Raw genomic sequence first — 15,201 nt, forward strand, 5'->3', positions numbered from 1 at the left:
AAATTGATGGTGACAGTCGGCCCCAGCGCCAGCCGCTGATCGAACAACGCCGGGCCGTTGACTGCCTTGCTGGCATTGAGCAGGCCCCAGCCGTACGTAGCCGTATCGCGCATGTCGGTGGCGGTCGACAGGATGGTCTGGCGGATCAAATCGGCGTTCATCCAGGGAAAGGCTTGCTGCACCATGGCGGCGGCGCCGGTCACCGCCGGGGCGGCAAACGAGGTGCCGTAGACGCGTGCGCCGGCGACATTGGAGACGAAATCGCCGGCTGCCGCCAGGCACCAGTTGGCGGCCAGGCCGCAACGGTTGGCGTAGCTGGAGATCACGCCTGGTACGGTGTCGCTGGCTGCGTAGCCACTGCTGCCGCCGGCGCCGTTGACGGCGGTGACGGCGATCCAGCCGGTTTGCAGGTCGGGGAACATCAACGGCAAAGCCGCGTTCAATGACGGCTGCGCGCCGCCGTCATTGCCGGTCGACCAGATAAACAGGCCGTGTTGTGCTACATAAGGTTGATACAGGGCGTGCAAAGCCATCGCCTGACCCGCCGAAGCGCCATTGGCGCTGATGCCGTTCGACTGATTGAAGATGCGCACGCCCTTGGCGAATAGATCCTGATAGATCTGATTGTTGATCTCCAGGTCATCACCACTAGTACCGGCGGCAGCGCCTTGTATGAACACGCCGGGCGCCACGCCTAGCGTACTGCCGGCTAACACTTCCGCCACTTCGGTGCCGTGGATGCTGCCGTCGGCGCCAGCCGGGTTGTAGACCGTCTTGACGATGCGTCCGGCCAACTGTGGACTGTTGACGTTGAAATCGGTATCGACCACGCCGACGGTAACACCGGCGCCGGTATAGCCCTGAGCACGGGCGGCATTGACATTGCTGGGATCGGCCACATTGAGCATGGCTGGTGACGCTGGCGGCGTTACCGATGCAGAATTACCGCTGCTGGTGGCCGGAGGAGGACTGCTTACCGGCGGCGTAGTTGGAACAGCTGGAGAGGCCGGATTGGGATTGCTGCTACCGCCTCCCCCGCCACCGCAACCTGAGATCATTGCCAATACAGCAACAGAGATAATCGACAAGGATCTCCGGGCAGATTGCTCTTTGTCCATAACGCCCCCCATATATGTGCTTTGTCATCGGCCCGATCAATAACCGGGTCATCCGCTTGCAGCATTCACATACTCAGTCGCGCATCAGATTGCAATATCTACATTTATTTCTACACGGCAATTTATTATGCGCGTATTTAGCCGCATTGAACGTATTTTTGTTTCTCTGTGGAAATTTATACACAGGCGTCGAGACTGTCCCGTGGACTGATCTTGGCGCGGCTATAGAGCCGGGGAATTGAGTGGTTTAAGGTGGGGACCGCTGGCGCGTGGGGGAAATGCGAGACGAACGACCTGGATGCCCAAGCCTTTCGGTGTTTTATTGAAAGTCGGCACACTCGATCAAAATCGCTCCATCGACGGCAGTGCAATGCTTGCTTTCCGCCACATCAAGAATACGATCAACGCCATAGCCGAAAGCGCAAATCAATTCAGTGATGGAGCCGTCCCTGGCGCCGAAATACTCATGCAAGACTTCCTGCGACACTTGAAATGACTGCTTGCTACCGTCCGCCAATCCTGCGACAAACGAAATATCGCCACTGGCTGTCAAGATTGGTCCGGCAACAAGAGTCGTCATGCGTATCTCCAAAGCGGTTCTGCCAGAATCCTAGCACGGGCAAACTGAATTGCGAATGCCGCGACGCACGCCTCAAAACTCGCCGCCGGACTGTAACCAGCTAGTCGGCAAGCTATAGTGCCGCTCCGCCAACAAGTCGATGCCACAATCAAGCTGCTCAACCCAGTCAATGAAACTGGCGACCATCTCCCGTCCCTTGAACATGCAGCCGTGCTGCGGCACGATGCACTCGATATCAAGTTGGCGCACCATCGCCGCCCACAGCCGGCAGGCCCGATTGCCGCTCATGTAGCGGCGGTGGAAAGGCAGCATCCGCGGCACATGCGCGGCGAAATCAGTAACGGCTTGGGCGGCATCGGCATTGCTGACCATCGAGGCGCCGAGATCGCCGGAGAACAGTATTTTGCTGAGCGGATCGTAAAACTGAAAATTGCCCTCCGAATGCAGGAAATGCGCCGGCAAGGCAAGGATATGGCTATGTCCGAGCTGAATCTTGAAGCCCTCGTCAGGGATGGCAATGATGCGCCCGGCAGTTTTCCCTGGCGGACAAAAGTGCGGAATGAAACGCGACCAAAGCTTGGATATGACGATCTGGCATGCCGATCCGCTCAACCAGCGGCCGACGGAAGCGACGATGTCAGGGTCCGCATGCGAGGCCAGGATGTATTTCAATTCCTTCGGCGGGAAATAGCGACTCAGTGCAATGAAAAGTTCGTTATAGGTCATCTGCCCACCCGGATCGATCAATGCGCCTTGACCATGGTCGACAATGAAAAACTGGTTGGTCTGCACCACCTCGCCCTCGTCCTCCTCGACCAGATCCGAAAACATCACGCAGGCGTGCTGCCCATCGTTAAAAAGTTCTATTGCCATTGCTATGCCGGGTGAAATTAATGAATGGCGAAGCCTAGCGCGAAGAACAAATATTTCTTTTGATAAATATCAAGGAAGTTATGGATTTGGCCAGAATGGAGCACGCTTGAAAACCCATGCGGTCGCAACATAAGGATGCACCCTTAAAATTGCCAATCATTAATATTTATGTTGGGTTTTCTGCCGACTTTGCTATCATTGCCGCCAGGTAATCCTACCTAAATCCGTCGGCAGGCACGCCGTCTACCAACGCGTGCATTGCCCTTGCAGAAAACTTCAGGGGATCAAAAATGACGTTTACCGAAGCAATCAAAGTCTGTATCTCCAAATACGCCGATTTCAACGGCAGGGCTTCGCGCTCGGAATACTGGTGGTTCATTCTCTTTCTGGTCCTCGGCTCATTCGTGACAGACATAATCAGCCACAAGCTCAGCTTGCTGTTTTCGTTGGCGACATTGGTGCCGTTGATCGCTGCGGCTGCGCGTCGCCTGCATGACTCGAATCGCAGCGGCTGGCTGCAATTGATCGGGATCATCCCTGTTCTTGGTTGGATCGCCATGATCTATTTCCTGGTCCAGGAACCGAAAGAACCTAACAACTTTGGCCCGGCCCCAGTTGATCCGGCCCTGCCTGCTGCCTGATCGCCATCAGCCAAAAGAAGAGCGCCTGCCGAATACCGTTGCGGTAAACGCAGGCGCGCTCCATGCCCTTCCAGCTAGTGCCGGCATTCCCGGCCCGCTTCACATGCCGGCTTTTGCCAGTGCCGGCAACCACTCCTCTAGCGTCACTTCAAAAGTCATGCAAATCGGATTGGCGCCAGCCACAAACGGCCCGCCAAACACGTTGCCTTCGGTATCCGCCACCACGCCGGTCAGCGCGGCGCTGAGCGTGCCATCGTCGTTCGAGCGAACCTCGCCAGCCAGGCTGACAATCTCCACCGCCGGCCCTTTGACTTGCACGCACTTGCCATCCAAGGTGCCCAGGCAAGCATCCACCAGGCTACCCAACGCACCGCGCACAAAGGCATGGCGGAAGCCCTCGGCCAGGCAAAGCTTTTCGACACCCAGCACCAAATCCTCGTTAGGTGCGATACGGGCATAGGCAACCCGCCCCATTGCGCCGTTTTCTACTACGGTTGCGTCATTCATCAATGCTCTCCTCATGCGGTTGCAGTAGCGGTATATTGGTTTCCGGATCGAAGGTGACGCGCAGCTCGAAGCCGTCGAGCGATGTCACCAATACCGGAATCGGCCTGTTGCCGACGATGCAGGTGTGGGTGATGATATGGCCGCCCTTGACCGAACCGTCTTCGGCGCGGATCGCTGCGTGGCAATGCACAATCGGTTCGCCATGCTGGTTCTTGCCGATCGTGGCATTACCGAAAATCATGTAGACCCGGCCGGCATGGATCGGCTGCGAGTAAGCGATGACCGCCTGTTGCGTCGAATCGGGCCGCGCCACACAGTATTCGAGACTGTCGAAATAGCCGCCCAATATCGTGGTGGAAGCATTCTTGATGCCGATCGCCGCCAGCGGCTTGACGATGGCGTCGAACAGGCTCAAACCGGGTGTCAGCGCCAGGCGGATATGCCTGCCGCCTGCCGCATGCCGGCTTTGGATACGAATCGGATTGAACGGGCCGGGATGGATCAGCATGCGCGGCCGGTGGATCTGTGCGGAAGGTTTCATAGATGACAATCCCCCTGCGCTTCCAGCAATGACTTGATCTGTTTCTTGACGATCTTGCCGTAACCCGATTTCGGCATCGATTGCCAGAACACGAAGCGCCGCGGCCATTTGTATTTGGCAATGCGGCTCTCCAGGTGTTGCTGCAACTGCGCAGCATCGATTGCCACCCCGCTGTTGGCGACAATCACGGCAATGCCGCTTTCGCCCCACTTGGGATCCGGCAGACCCAGCACTGCCACCTCGGATACCGCCGGATGGGTCAACAACGCCTCTTCGATTTCACGCGGGTAGACATTGGAACCGCCGGAGATGTACATGTCGGACGAGCGTCCTGTGATGTACACGAAGCCGGCGCTGTCGAGATGACCGAGATCGCCGGTATGGAACCAGTCATCCTTGAAAGCTTTGGCGTTGGCTTGCGGATTATTGTGATAACCAAGAAACACCGCCGGCCCGCGTACACAGATTTCGCCGGTTTCGCCCGGCGCCAGTTTGCTGCCGGCGGCGTCCAGGATCGCAATCTCCATCCCGGTACGCGGCATGCCGCAACTGCCGATGCGCGCCAGCGGATCGCTGTCGTCGTCGGTATGCATATCGGCCGGCAGGAAGGTAATGTTGCCGGTGACTTCTCCCAGCCCGTAATACTGCACCAGCACCTTGCCCAGTTTTTGCAGCGCATGACGTTGATCGGCGCGATACATCGGCGCACCGGCGTAGATCACATGCCGCAACGAACTATGATCATAACGATCGACCGCAGTATCTTCGGTCAGCATCTTGACGATGGTCGGCACCGTGAACATGTTGTCGATACGATGCTTTTCGACCAGTTGCCAAACCTCTTCCGGCTGCAGCTTGTCCGTGGCCGGCAATACGCTGGCCGCACCGCGCGCGGTATTGACGATGGCATGGATGCCGGCGCCATGCGACAGCGGCGCCACCACCAGCGAGCGCGAACGATGCGACAAGCCCGGCAGCAAATCCGCCAGGTGATTGGTGACGACAAACGCCATCTGGCCATGCGTCAGCATGCCTGCTTTAGGCTGGCCGGTGGTGCCGGAGGTATAGAAAAACCAGAGCGGATCGTTGTATTCCACTCCCACTTCATCAAACGACAGAACGTTATCACCATGTCCGGCCAGGACTTCGTAATCGAGTTCGCCGGCGCGTGGATCGTGCAGCGCAATTACATGCGTCAGCGCCGGCGACACCGCCTTGACTGCATCGACGTAATCTGCAAATCCCTGGTCATACAGCATCACGCTGGCGGCGCTGGATTGCCCCAGATACGCCGCTTCCTGCGGCGTGATGCGCACATTGGTCGGCACCCACACCATGCCCAGCTTGAACGCCACCCAGGCGCTTTCGAAAATCTGCTGGTTGTTGCGGGAATGCACCAGCAACCTTTCGCCCTTCGCCACCCCAAGTTGTTGCAACGCTTGTGCGACGCGATCGACACGATCATTGATTTGCTTCCAGGTAGCGATGTTGTCGCCGATGATCAGACCGGGTTGGTCCGGGAAACGCCGGGCGACGTCGGATAGTAGCCGCCCCAGGTTCATGACTTTGTTTAACATTGTCTCGCTCTTATTATTGCCACGGTTATCAACGATGCTCATTTCACTGCGATCGGTCGATCGCAGAATCACCTCCCCTTATCAGACCACCCTTTCCAGGATGCTGACGTAGTTGGCGACTGCAGCGCCGCCCATATTGAAGACGCCGACATGGCGCGCACCCGGAATCTGCATGTCGCCGGCATCATCGCAAGCCTGCATCGCCGCCATCACGTGCATCGACACGCCGGTGGCGCCGATTGGATGCCCTTTCGATTTCAAGCCGCCAGACGGATTGATCGGCAAGCGGCCTTCGCGGCTGGTGACGCCGTCGAGAATCGCGTGTGCGCCCTGGCCCGGCTCGGCCAGCCCCATCGCCTCGTATTCCAGCAGCTCGGCGATTGTGAAGCAATCATGGGTTTCCACCAGCGACAAATCGTGTAGCCCCAATTTCGCCTGCGCCAGTGCTTTTTTCCAGGCCAGGCTGCCGGCCTCGAAGCGGGTTGGATCACGCCGGCTGAGCGGCAAGAAATCGTTGACCTGCACTGCTGCCCGGAACTGCACCGCGCGCGCCATGCCAGGCGTCGCATCGGCAGCGCTGAGGATGATGGCCGCGGCGCCATCGGAAATCAGTGAACAGTCAGTGCGCTTGAGCGGACCGGCAACGAACGGGTTCTTTTCCGACACGTTGCGGCAAAAGTCGTAACCCAGGTCCTTGCGCATGTGCGCATACGGATTGCGCATGCCGTTCTTGTGGTTTTTTGCAGCGATTGCCGCCAACGCATCGGACTGATCGCCGTAGCGTGTGAAATAGGCTTGCGCGATTTCGCCGAAAACGCCGGCAAAGCCGCCGGGTATTCCGGCCTCTTCCCTGGCGTACGAACATTTCAGCAATACATCGCCAACCGCTGCAGTAGCCAGCTCGGTCATCTTTTCAAAACCGATCACCAGCGCATGCCGCGATTGTCCCGACAAGACAGCCTGCAATCCGGAATGGATCGCCGCCGATCCGGTGGCGCAAGCATTCTCGACCCGCACCGCCGGTGTGAAGCGCAGTTCGGGAATGCCGTTGAACACCAGTGATGATGGAAAGTCCTGGTACAGGAAGCCGCCGTTGAAGGTGCCGATGTAGATCGAGCCGATATCGGCCGGGCTCAAACCGGCATGGGCGATTGCGGCTTTGGCGACGTCGGCGATCAGCACTTCCGGATCGATGCCATCCAGTTTGCCGAAGCGGGAATGGTTCCAGCCGGTGATGCAGGGAGCAGTCATGTGGAGTCCTAGTAGTAAGTGATTCGGTAAGTGATTCGGTAAGTGATTCGATGAGCGATTTGTTGAGTGATGCGCTGAGCAGTTCGGAAGCCATCAATGCAAAAACGGTGCCACTGAATCTGCGAGCTGCACACCATGCGCCTGCAGCCTATGAGAGACGGCAATTTCAATGCTGGAAGTAATCAAGCGCCAACCGAAAATTTGCTGCACTGCGGGAGCGACAGTTGTTTATTTGCTGCGACACCTGTCGCAGAAATTAAACACATGACATGATCTGCTGGACATCACATTTTTTCAGTGAAATGCTTGAACTGCGTTGCCGCGAGGGGCTTGGCGCCGCTATCGGAAAGCCGATCCGCTGCATGGCATCCTAATTGCTCTATCAGGTTCAAAGCAGTGTCACCGCCAAGTGTCCGATGTCATTTTTTAAAACTACAATCGAGGAGACAAACACATGGGTAATATTTCACGCCGTCATTTCCTGAAGACCGTTTCTGCCGCATCCGCAGTCGCTGCAAGCGGCCTGTACGCTACGCAAGCCCATGCCGCTGCCGAATTCACGTTGAAATTCGCCAACAACCTGCCGGTCACGCATCCGATGAACATCCGCGCCAAGGAAATGGCGACCAAGATCGGCGCCGAATCGAAAGGCCGGATCGACATGCAGATCTATCCGAACAGCCAGCTCGGAACGGATACCGACATGCTGTCGCAAATCCGCGCCGGCGCCATCGATTACTTCATGTTGTCGCCGTTGATCCTGGGCACCTTGGTATCGGATGCGCAAATCAGCGGCATCGGTTTCGCCTTCAAGGATTACAGCCAGGTATGGGCCGCCATGGACGGCGATCTCGGCGCCTACGTGCGCAAGCAGATTGCCGCTAAATCCACCATGTTCGCCTTCGAAAAAATCTGGGACAACGGCTATCGCCAGATCACCAACAGCAGCCGCCCGATCAACAAGCCTGAAGATCTCAAAGGCATGAAACTGCGGGTGCCGCCAAGCCCGCTATGGACCTCGATGTTCCGTGCTTTCGATGCCGCACCGACCAGCATCAACTTCGCCGAAGTGTACTCAGCACTGCAAACCAGGATCGTTGAAGGCCAGGAAAATCCGCTGGCGATCATTTCCACCGCCAAGTTGTATGAAGTGCAGAAATACTGCTCGGTGACCAACCACATGTGGGATGGCTTCTGGTGCCTCGGCAATAAGAAATCGTTTGAGAAATTGCCCAAGGACCTGCAAGACATCGTCACCCGCAACGTCAACGCCGCCGGCATGTTGCAGCGGGTCGACACCAAGGCGCTGAACGATTCGCTGGTGGCTGACATGAAGACCAAGGGCCTGCAGTTCAACGACACCAGTAACGAAGCCTTTCGCACCAAACTGCGCAGCGCCGGCTTCTACGCTGACTGGCACAAGAAATTCGGTGAAGAAGCCTGGGCCGTGCTGGAGAAATACACAGGGAAACTGGTGTAATGGAAGCGGCCATGACCTATACCCCTCCGGTACAGGGCAATTTACCGGCGCGCTTGCTGGCGGCACTCAACCGTGGCGTCATGCATGTCGTCGCTGCAGTCGCCGCCGCACTGGTGGTGATAGAAACGCTGGTGCTGCTGATCGGCGTGATCTACCGCTATGCCTTGCACGATCCGCTGATCTGGTCGGATGAGCTGGCTTCGACGCTGTTCATCTGGCTATCGATGCTGGGCGCAGTGCTGGCGCTGGATCGCGGCGAGCACATGCGCCTGACCGCCATCGTCAACCGCCTGTCCGACAAATGGCGTATCTGGTTCGAGACCGTGGCCGCACTGATCGTCTGCATCTTCGTGTTGATGATCATCCATCCCGCCGTCGACCATGCGACCGAACAGATGGCCATCACCACTCCCGCGCTGGAAATTCCGGACGGGTTGCGCGCCGCGGCGTTGCCGGTCGGCGCAGTCCTGATGCTGCTGGCGGCGCTGGCGCGCATGGCCAGCCACGCCACGCTCAAGCAAGTGGCGTCCGCAGTAGCTGTGGTCGGCCTGGTTGCTCTCGCTCTATGGCTGGGTCGCCCGGCCCTGCTGGCGATGGACAATTACAATCTGATCGTGTTCTTCGTGCTGCTGATCGGCGTATGCGTGGCGGGCGGCATCCCGATTGCGTTTGCCTTCGGCACCGCGACCATGGCCTACTTGGCGCTGGTCACCGGGGCGCCGATGATGATCGTTGTGAGTCGCATGGATGAAGGCATGTCCAGCCTGATCCTGTTGTCGGTGCCGTTGTTCGTGCTGCTCGGCTCGTTGTTGGAAATCAGCGGCCTGGCGCGTACCCTGATCGACTTCATGGCGTCGCTGCTCGGCCATGTGCGCGGCGGCTTGCAGTACGTGCTGCTGGGCGCGATGTTCCTGGTCTCCGGCATTTCCGGCTCGAAAGCGGCAGATATGGCGGCGATTGCACCGGCGTTATTTCCGGAAATGAAAAAGCGCGGTTCCAAACCGGAAGAACTGGTGGCGCTACTGTCCTCGTCCGGCGCGATGACCGAAACCATCCCGCCCAGCCTGGTGTTGATCACGATCGGTGCGGTATGCGGCGTCTCGATCACGGCGCTGTTCGTCGGCGGCTTGATGCCGGCGGTGATCGCCACCATCGCCATCGGCATCGTCTGCTGGTTCCGCGCCCGCCGCGAGCCGATGCCGGACGTCAAACGCGCTCCCTTGTCGCTGATGCTCAAGACCATGATCGCGGCGCTGCCGGCGCTGGCCTTGCCAATGCTGATCCGGGTTGCCGTTATCGAGGGGGTTGCCACCGCAACCGAAGTTGCCACCATCGGCGTCGCCTACACCGTTGTGGTTGGCCTGATCATGCACATGTTCATGCGTCACCTGGATTTCAAGCGGCTGTATCCGATGCTGGTCGAAGCAGCCGCCCTGTCTGGCGCGATCCTGTTGATCATCGGCATGGCGACCTCGATGGCCTGGGCGCTGACGCAATCCGGTTTCTCGGCCAAGCTGGTGGCGCTGATGCAAGGCGTGCCAGGCGGCGGCATGGGCTTCCTGCTGATTTCGATCGTGATCTTCATCGTACTGGGCAGCATCCTGGAAGGCATCCCGGCGATTGTGCTGTTTGGCCCGCTACTGTTCCCGGTGGCGCGCTCGCTCGGCATCCACGACGTTCACTATGCGATGGTGGTGATCCTGGCGATGGGCATCGGCCTGTTTGCACCGCCGTTCGGGGTCGGCTTCTATGCCGCCTGCGCGATCGGCAAGGTATCGCCCGACAAAGTGTTCAATCGGGTCTGGGGTTACCTGGCGGCGCTGGTTATTGCGTTGCTGCTGGTGGCCGCCGTGCCCTGGATTTCAATCGGTTTCCTTCCTAAATAATCTGCAACCCAACCTGCAATAATTTTTGCAACAAGCGCGGCCTGCCATACCAGGCAGGCCGCCATCCTCGGAGACAACATGAGTCAAATCGATAGCGGCGCCCACAAAGTGGCGCTGGTGACTGGCGCAGCCTCGGGCATCGGCGCTGCAATTGCAGAACGCCTGGCGGCCGACGGCATGACGGTGCTGGTAGCCGACATCAACCGCGAAGCCGCAGCCGCAACCGCAGCCGGCATCGTCGCCCGCGGCTACTCGGCAGCGCCGCTGTTGATGGATGTCAGCAATGCTGAATCGATTGCCGAAGCCTTTGCCAATGTCGGCAAGGATTACGGTCGCTGCGATGTCCTGGTGAATAACGCCGGCGTCGCCAAGACCTTCGGCTTCCTCGATTTTCCGCTGGAAAACTGGCTGCAGACCATGAACATCAACCTGACCGGCGTGATGCTGTGCGGCCAGCATGCGGCGCGCTTGATGATGCCCCGGAAATGGGGGCGCATCGTCAATATCTCGTCGGTATCCGGCATCCGCGCCGGCACTGGCCGTACCGCCTACGGCACATCGAAAGCGGCAGTGATCGGCCTGACGCGGCAGATGGCGGTCGAACTGGCGGAGCACGGCATCACCGTCAATAGCGTCGCTCCGGGTCCGGTCGATACGGCGTTGACGCAAGCCCTGCATTCACCGGAGACGCGACGCAGCTTTACCGATGGCGTGCCGATGAAGCGTTATGGCAGCCCGGCCGAGATTGCCGCCGCCGTGGCCTTCCTTAGCAGGCAGGACGCCTCCTATATCACCGGCCACGTGGTGCCGGTCGATGGCGGCTTTGTCGCTGCCGGCGTGATGAGCATCTGAGTAAGGGACATACGATGAAACAGGTCATGGAAGGCAGGATCGTGATGGTGACCGGCGCCGGTTCAGTTGGCCCCGGCTGGGGAAACGGCAAGGCTGCGGCAGCGCTGTATGCGCGCGAGGGCGCCAGTATCCTGGCGGTGGATCGCAATCTGCAGGCCGCCGAGCAAACCTGCGACCTGATCCGCGCCGAAGGTGGCGTGTGCGAGGCGATCGCCGCCGATGTCACCAAGGCAGCAGATGTGCAAGCCTGCGTGGAGATGGCAATGACGCACTTCGGCCGCATCGATGTCTTGCATAACAATGTCGGCATCGCCGAGGTCGGCGGCCCGGTCGAAACCAGCCAGGAAAGCTGGGATCGGGTGATCGCGGTCAACCAGACCAGCCTGTTCCTGACCAGCAAATATGTATTGCCGATCATGGTCCGGCAAAAGAAAGGCGCCATCGTCAACATTTCCTCGGTGGCGGCGCTGCGCTGGGTCGGTTTCCCCTATGCAGCCTACAGCGCCAGCAAGGCAGCGATGCTGGCCCTGACCAAAAACATCGCCATGCAGTACGCTGCGCTAGGCATCCGCGCCAACTGCATCTTGCCCGGCATGATGGATACGCCAATGATCCGCGAACCGCTGAAGGACGTCTACGGCGGCGACATCGAAGAAATGCGCAAGAAACGCGATGCACAGTGCCCGATGGGACACATGGGCAACGCCTGGGACGTGGCGCATGCGGCGCTGTTCCTGGCCTCCGACGCCGCCCGCTACATCACCGGTGTGGACTTGATCGTGGATGGCGGCTTGTCACTCAAATGTGACTAGGCTTGAACAGTTAAGCTTGATTAAATTTGATTAAATTTGATTGAGTGGGAACCGGCCATCCTGCAGGTTCTTCCATACTTCCTGGGCCGTATCGACAAACGTGCGCACGCAAGGATTGCGGTTCTCCTTGCTCCAGATTACCGCCACTTCGACCATCGGCGCATTGAGCAGGGGCATGAATACCGTGCTGTCCAGATGCATCGCCTGCATCGAGCTCGGCACCATCGCCACGCCCAGCCCTTCCCCTACCAGATTGACGATGGTCTGCTGCAGGTTGGTTTCCAGCTTGATGCGCGGCCGGAAACCGTTGGCCTGGCAGCAGCCGACGATCAGGTCGAAGACCAGCGGCGCAATCGTGCGCGGAATGCTGATGAAAAACTCCTCTGCCAGTTCTTGCGGCGAAATCCGTTCGCGCGTTGCCAGTCGGTGATTTTTCGGTAGTGCAGCCACCAGCGGCTCGCAAAAAATCGTCTGGCTGCCAAGGCCGGTGCAATCCTCAGGGCGATACATGATGCCGACATCGGTCTTGCCATCCTTGATGTCGAGCGCCAGCAGGTTCGGCACATACTCACTCAGCCGCATGTCGACTTCCGGATAGGCGGCGGAATAATGGCGCGTCACCGAAGGCAGGATGTTATAGGCCGACGACATCATGAAGCCGACCGACAGCGCGCCAATCTTGCCATTGCCGGTCGACACCGCATTGCGCCTGGCCCGCTCCAGCGCGTTGAACACTTCCGTCGTATCACTGTAGAAATGTTGGCCCGCCTCAGTCAATTGCACGCTGCGCTTGCTGCGGTCGAACAGTTGCACGCCCAGTGCCCGTTCCAGCGCAGCGATCTGCCGTGTCAACGGCGGCTGGGAAATATGCAGGAGCGCCGCCGCCCGGCCGAAATGCAAGGTTTCGGCAACCGTCCTGAAATAAGTCAAATGGCGAAGCTCTATCATCTGATACCTTTAAGGTATTAATGGAGTGACTATATTGTATTGGAAGTTATTAAACAAGCTCGTTATTCTTAGCCACAGAGACAGCCGGTATGCAGCCACGGCAGAGCGGATCACTGGCTCTCGGAGACAGCAGGCGCAAGCGGCCACAAGCCGCCACAAGCCACAAACGACGCCGCCAATATAAAAAAGCAGTTCATAACAGGAGACGATGATGCCGACACAAACGGTAGCAGTATCCATGGACCAAACCCAGGCCAGCACCTCCCCTTATCGCTCGCTGGACGATTTATGCGGCGGTGATCCGCAAATGCAGGAATTGATTACCCGCGGCAAACGCCTGATCGACAAAGGCATCCCCATTCTGATACTCGGCGAAACCGGCACCGGCAAGGAATACCTGTCGCGCGCCTTGCACGCCTACAGCGAACGCCGTGCCGCGAACTGGGTCGCCGTGAACTGCGCCTCAATACCGGAAAGCCTGGCCGAGAGCGAACTGTTCGGTTATTGCAAAGGCGCCTTCTCCGGCGCCCTGCCCGGCGGCATGAAAGGCAAAGTCCAGCAAGCCCATCGCGGCACGCTATTCCTCGATGAAATCGGCGACATGCCATTCTCCCTGCAGACTAGGCTGCTACGCGTCTTGTCCGAGCGCGAGGTGGTGCCGCTGGGCGCAGCACAACCGGTCAGCATCGACATCCACCTGATCTGCGCCACGCATCAAGACCTGAAGATACTGGTGGCGCAAGGCAGCTTCCGCGAAGATCTGTATTACCGCATCGCTGGCGGCGTGTTGCGCCTGCCGGCACTGCGCACACGCGCCGACAAGCAGGCGCTGATCATGCAAATGATTGCCGACGAAATGGCGCCGCTTCAGGTTTCAGAACGCATCATCGCCCCGGCCGCACTGCAGCAGCTACTGGCCTATCCGTGGCCCGGCAATCTGCGCCAGATGCATGCGGTGATCCGTTATTGTTGTGCCGTGATGAGCGGCAGCCGTATCGAAACCGGCGACTTGCCGGAAGAACTGATGCAATTCCATGTGCCCGACGGCCACCGTTCAGGCAACGTCGTACAAATCCAGCCAAGGCAGTCTGTCAGCCCGATAAAGGACGAACGTTCGCGCGTGATTGATGCGCTTAACGGCAGCCGTTGGAACATCTCGGCGGCCTCACGCCAGCTAGGCATGTGCCGCGCTTCTCTATACCGAAAATTGCGGCAACTCGACATTCCGCATCTGCGCGACCAGGCGATGCCGGCTTATGCCGCTTAGCCACATCTCACGTAACAACACGTAGCGGCGCGTAACTTTATAAGACGAAAATCGTCGTCTTATGAAGCTCTGCCGCGCACTTTTTTTTTACTGATCTGGAAAAATTTTGTAACACGTCTCGATTGGCAGCCTACCGATCCAATGTGCACATTTCGAAGCTTATACAACTGCGATGTTTGACAGATTCCAACCCACAAATTTGGTGCCACTATTGGCGCGGCACTGAATGGTGCCAACGGGTTACTTCCATAAACTGTCAACAGCGTAGGAGTAATATCATGCCATCAGATTTAATCTTAGCCGCCAGTACACAACAGGTTAATGTGCTTGTTGTGATCGATACCGAGTACGTTAAAAAAAACTACCCGAATCCAAGCAAAGACCAGAATCATCCGACCGGCATTAACCATAGCAGTCAGTTCATGATCTGCACCGGATCGCGCGGCATCATCAGCGGTCAAGGCACGGCCGATCTGAACTTCAGGGCAAACGTCGGCGACACAGTGGCATTCACCGGCGTGTCGATCTATGACAACGCCGACGATGCCGTAATCGTCTATGGCATCCAATACTGGAAACGGGATAACGTTTTCAATCAGTTCGTACCTGATCTGGTCACACGCACCGGCGCCGTAATACCAAATTCCGATTCGCCAAACGGCTTGCCGGCAATTCAGACAAAAACCAATTTCTCGAGCTTCGATTCAAAAATAAAAGCTGCCGGCACGGAAGATTTCTACGTCTTCTTTGCGCTCTACACACTTTCGGATAATGGTGAAAACCAGAACCTGTTCGGTTACTACTACTGGGATCCAACCATCACGGTAGCCTGATGCGTTAGTCGAGTGCAGGTCGAGTCGCCACTATA

Annotated in this window: 15 protein-coding genes; 7 read left to right on the top strand and 8 right to left on the bottom strand. The window is 58.1% G+C overall.

The genetic code is table 11. The features are described 5' to 3' along the window. From ACIPF8_RS12410 to ACIPF8_RS12420, 3 genes are all read right to left on the bottom strand, one after another. Window positions 1–1,088 (bottom strand): S8 family peptidase (locus tag ACIPF8_RS12410; protein ID WP_400421327.1); only part of this gene is annotated, 1,088 nt, incomplete at its 3' end. A 349-nt stretch (window positions 1,089–1,437) separates the two neighbouring features. Continuing rightward, complete coding sequence (locus ACIPF8_RS12415) at window positions 1,438–1,698, bottom strand: hypothetical protein (RefSeq protein WP_400421329.1); 261 nt, start codon at window positions 1,696–1,698, stop codon at window positions 1,438–1,440. Window positions 1,699–1,770: 72 nt separating this feature from the next. Next, window positions 1,771–2,571 (bottom strand): MBL fold metallo-hydrolase, encoded by an 801-nt coding sequence (locus tag ACIPF8_RS12420; RefSeq protein ID WP_400421331.1) that lies wholly within the window; start codon window positions 2,569–2,571, stop codon window positions 1,771–1,773. Between the two features lie 290 nt (window positions 2,572–2,861). Here ACIPF8_RS12420 and ACIPF8_RS12425 point away from each other — a divergent pair, with 290 nt between their 5' ends. After that, a complete protein-coding gene (locus ACIPF8_RS12425; protein ID WP_400421333.1) occupies window positions 2,862–3,212 on the top strand; it encodes a DUF805 domain-containing protein in 351 nt (116 codons plus the stop codon). A gap of 99 nt (window positions 3,213–3,311) precedes the next feature. Here the strand turns inward: ACIPF8_RS12425 and ACIPF8_RS12430 are convergent, their stop codons facing one another. Genes ACIPF8_RS12430 through ACIPF8_RS12445 form a run of 4 tightly spaced genes read right to left on the bottom strand, consistent with a single transcriptional unit; the run spans window position 3,312 to window position 7,088 of the window. Beyond that, the gene (locus tag ACIPF8_RS12430; RefSeq protein WP_400421335.1) at window positions 3,312–3,719 is read right to left on the bottom strand and encodes a PPC domain-containing DNA-binding protein; all 408 of its coding nucleotides are present in this window, start codon (window positions 3,717–3,719) and stop codon (window positions 3,312–3,314) included. Then, window positions 3,712–4,260, bottom strand: coding sequence for a PPC domain-containing DNA-binding protein (locus tag ACIPF8_RS12435; RefSeq protein ID WP_400421337.1), 549 nt, complete (start codon window positions 4,258–4,260; stop codon window positions 3,712–3,714). Before ACIPF8_RS12435 ends, ACIPF8_RS12430 begins: the two co-directional genes overlap by 8 nt. Further along, window positions 4,257–5,879 (bottom strand): acyl-CoA synthetase, encoded by a 1,623-nt coding sequence (locus ACIPF8_RS12440; RefSeq protein ID WP_400421338.1) that lies wholly within the window; start codon window positions 5,877–5,879, stop codon window positions 4,257–4,259. The genes ACIPF8_RS12435 and ACIPF8_RS12440 overlap by 4 nt, the downstream gene beginning before the upstream one ends. Window positions 5,880–5,918: 39 nt before the next feature. Next, complete coding sequence (locus ACIPF8_RS12445; protein WP_400421340.1) at window positions 5,919–7,088, bottom strand: acetyl-CoA acetyltransferase; 1,170 nt, start codon at window positions 7,086–7,088, stop codon at window positions 5,919–5,921. 454 nt (window positions 7,089–7,542) lie between these two features. Here ACIPF8_RS12445 and ACIPF8_RS12450 point away from each other — a divergent pair, with 454 nt between their 5' ends. The 4 genes from ACIPF8_RS12450 to ACIPF8_RS12465 all read left to right on the top strand — a co-directional run bounded on the left by ACIPF8_RS12450 (window position 7,543) and on the right by ACIPF8_RS12465 (window position 12,118). Beyond that, a complete protein-coding gene (locus tag ACIPF8_RS12450; protein ID WP_400421342.1) occupies window positions 7,543–8,568 on the top strand; it encodes a TRAP transporter substrate-binding protein in 1,026 nt (341 codons plus the stop codon). 11 nt (window positions 8,569–8,579) lie between these two features. Continuing rightward, entirely contained in the window at window positions 8,580–10,454 is a 1,875-nt protein-coding gene (locus tag ACIPF8_RS12455) for a TRAP transporter large permease subunit (RefSeq protein ID WP_400421344.1), read from the top strand. 78 nt (window positions 10,455–10,532) lie between these two features. Further along, the gene (locus ACIPF8_RS12460) at window positions 10,533–11,306 is read left to right on the top strand and encodes an SDR family NAD(P)-dependent oxidoreductase (protein WP_400421346.1); all 774 of its coding nucleotides are present in this window, start codon (window positions 10,533–10,535) and stop codon (window positions 11,304–11,306) included. Window positions 11,307–11,320: 14 nt separating this feature from the next. Next, a complete protein-coding gene (locus ACIPF8_RS12465; RefSeq protein WP_400421348.1) occupies window positions 11,321–12,118 on the top strand; it encodes an SDR family NAD(P)-dependent oxidoreductase in 798 nt (265 codons plus the stop codon). Window positions 12,119–12,148: 30 nt separating this feature from the next. Here ACIPF8_RS12465 and ACIPF8_RS12470 read toward each other — a convergent pair whose 3' ends face one another. Next, window positions 12,149–13,066, bottom strand: a complete 918-nt coding sequence (locus tag ACIPF8_RS12470; protein ID WP_400421350.1) for a LysR family transcriptional regulator — start codon at window positions 13,064–13,066, stop codon at window positions 12,149–12,151. Window positions 13,067–13,304: 238 nt separating this feature from the next. Here ACIPF8_RS12470 and ACIPF8_RS12475 point away from each other — a divergent pair, with 238 nt between their 5' ends. Together ACIPF8_RS12475 and ACIPF8_RS12480 are read left to right on the top strand one after the other, a co-directional pair. After that, window positions 13,305–14,333, top strand: coding sequence for a sigma-54-dependent Fis family transcriptional regulator (locus ACIPF8_RS12475; RefSeq protein ID WP_400421352.1), 1,029 nt, complete (start codon window positions 13,305–13,307; stop codon window positions 14,331–14,333). Window positions 14,334–14,611: 278 nt separating this feature from the next. Then, window positions 14,612–15,166, top strand: a complete 555-nt coding sequence (locus tag ACIPF8_RS12480) for an inclusion body family protein (protein WP_400421354.1) — start codon at window positions 14,612–14,614, stop codon at window positions 15,164–15,166. Window positions 15,167–15,201 lie beyond the last annotated feature (35 nt).

This window comes from Collimonas sp. NPDC087041 (assembly GCF_044745265.1).
Lineage (GTDB): Bacteria > Pseudomonadota > Gammaproteobacteria > Burkholderiales > Burkholderiaceae_D > Collimonas.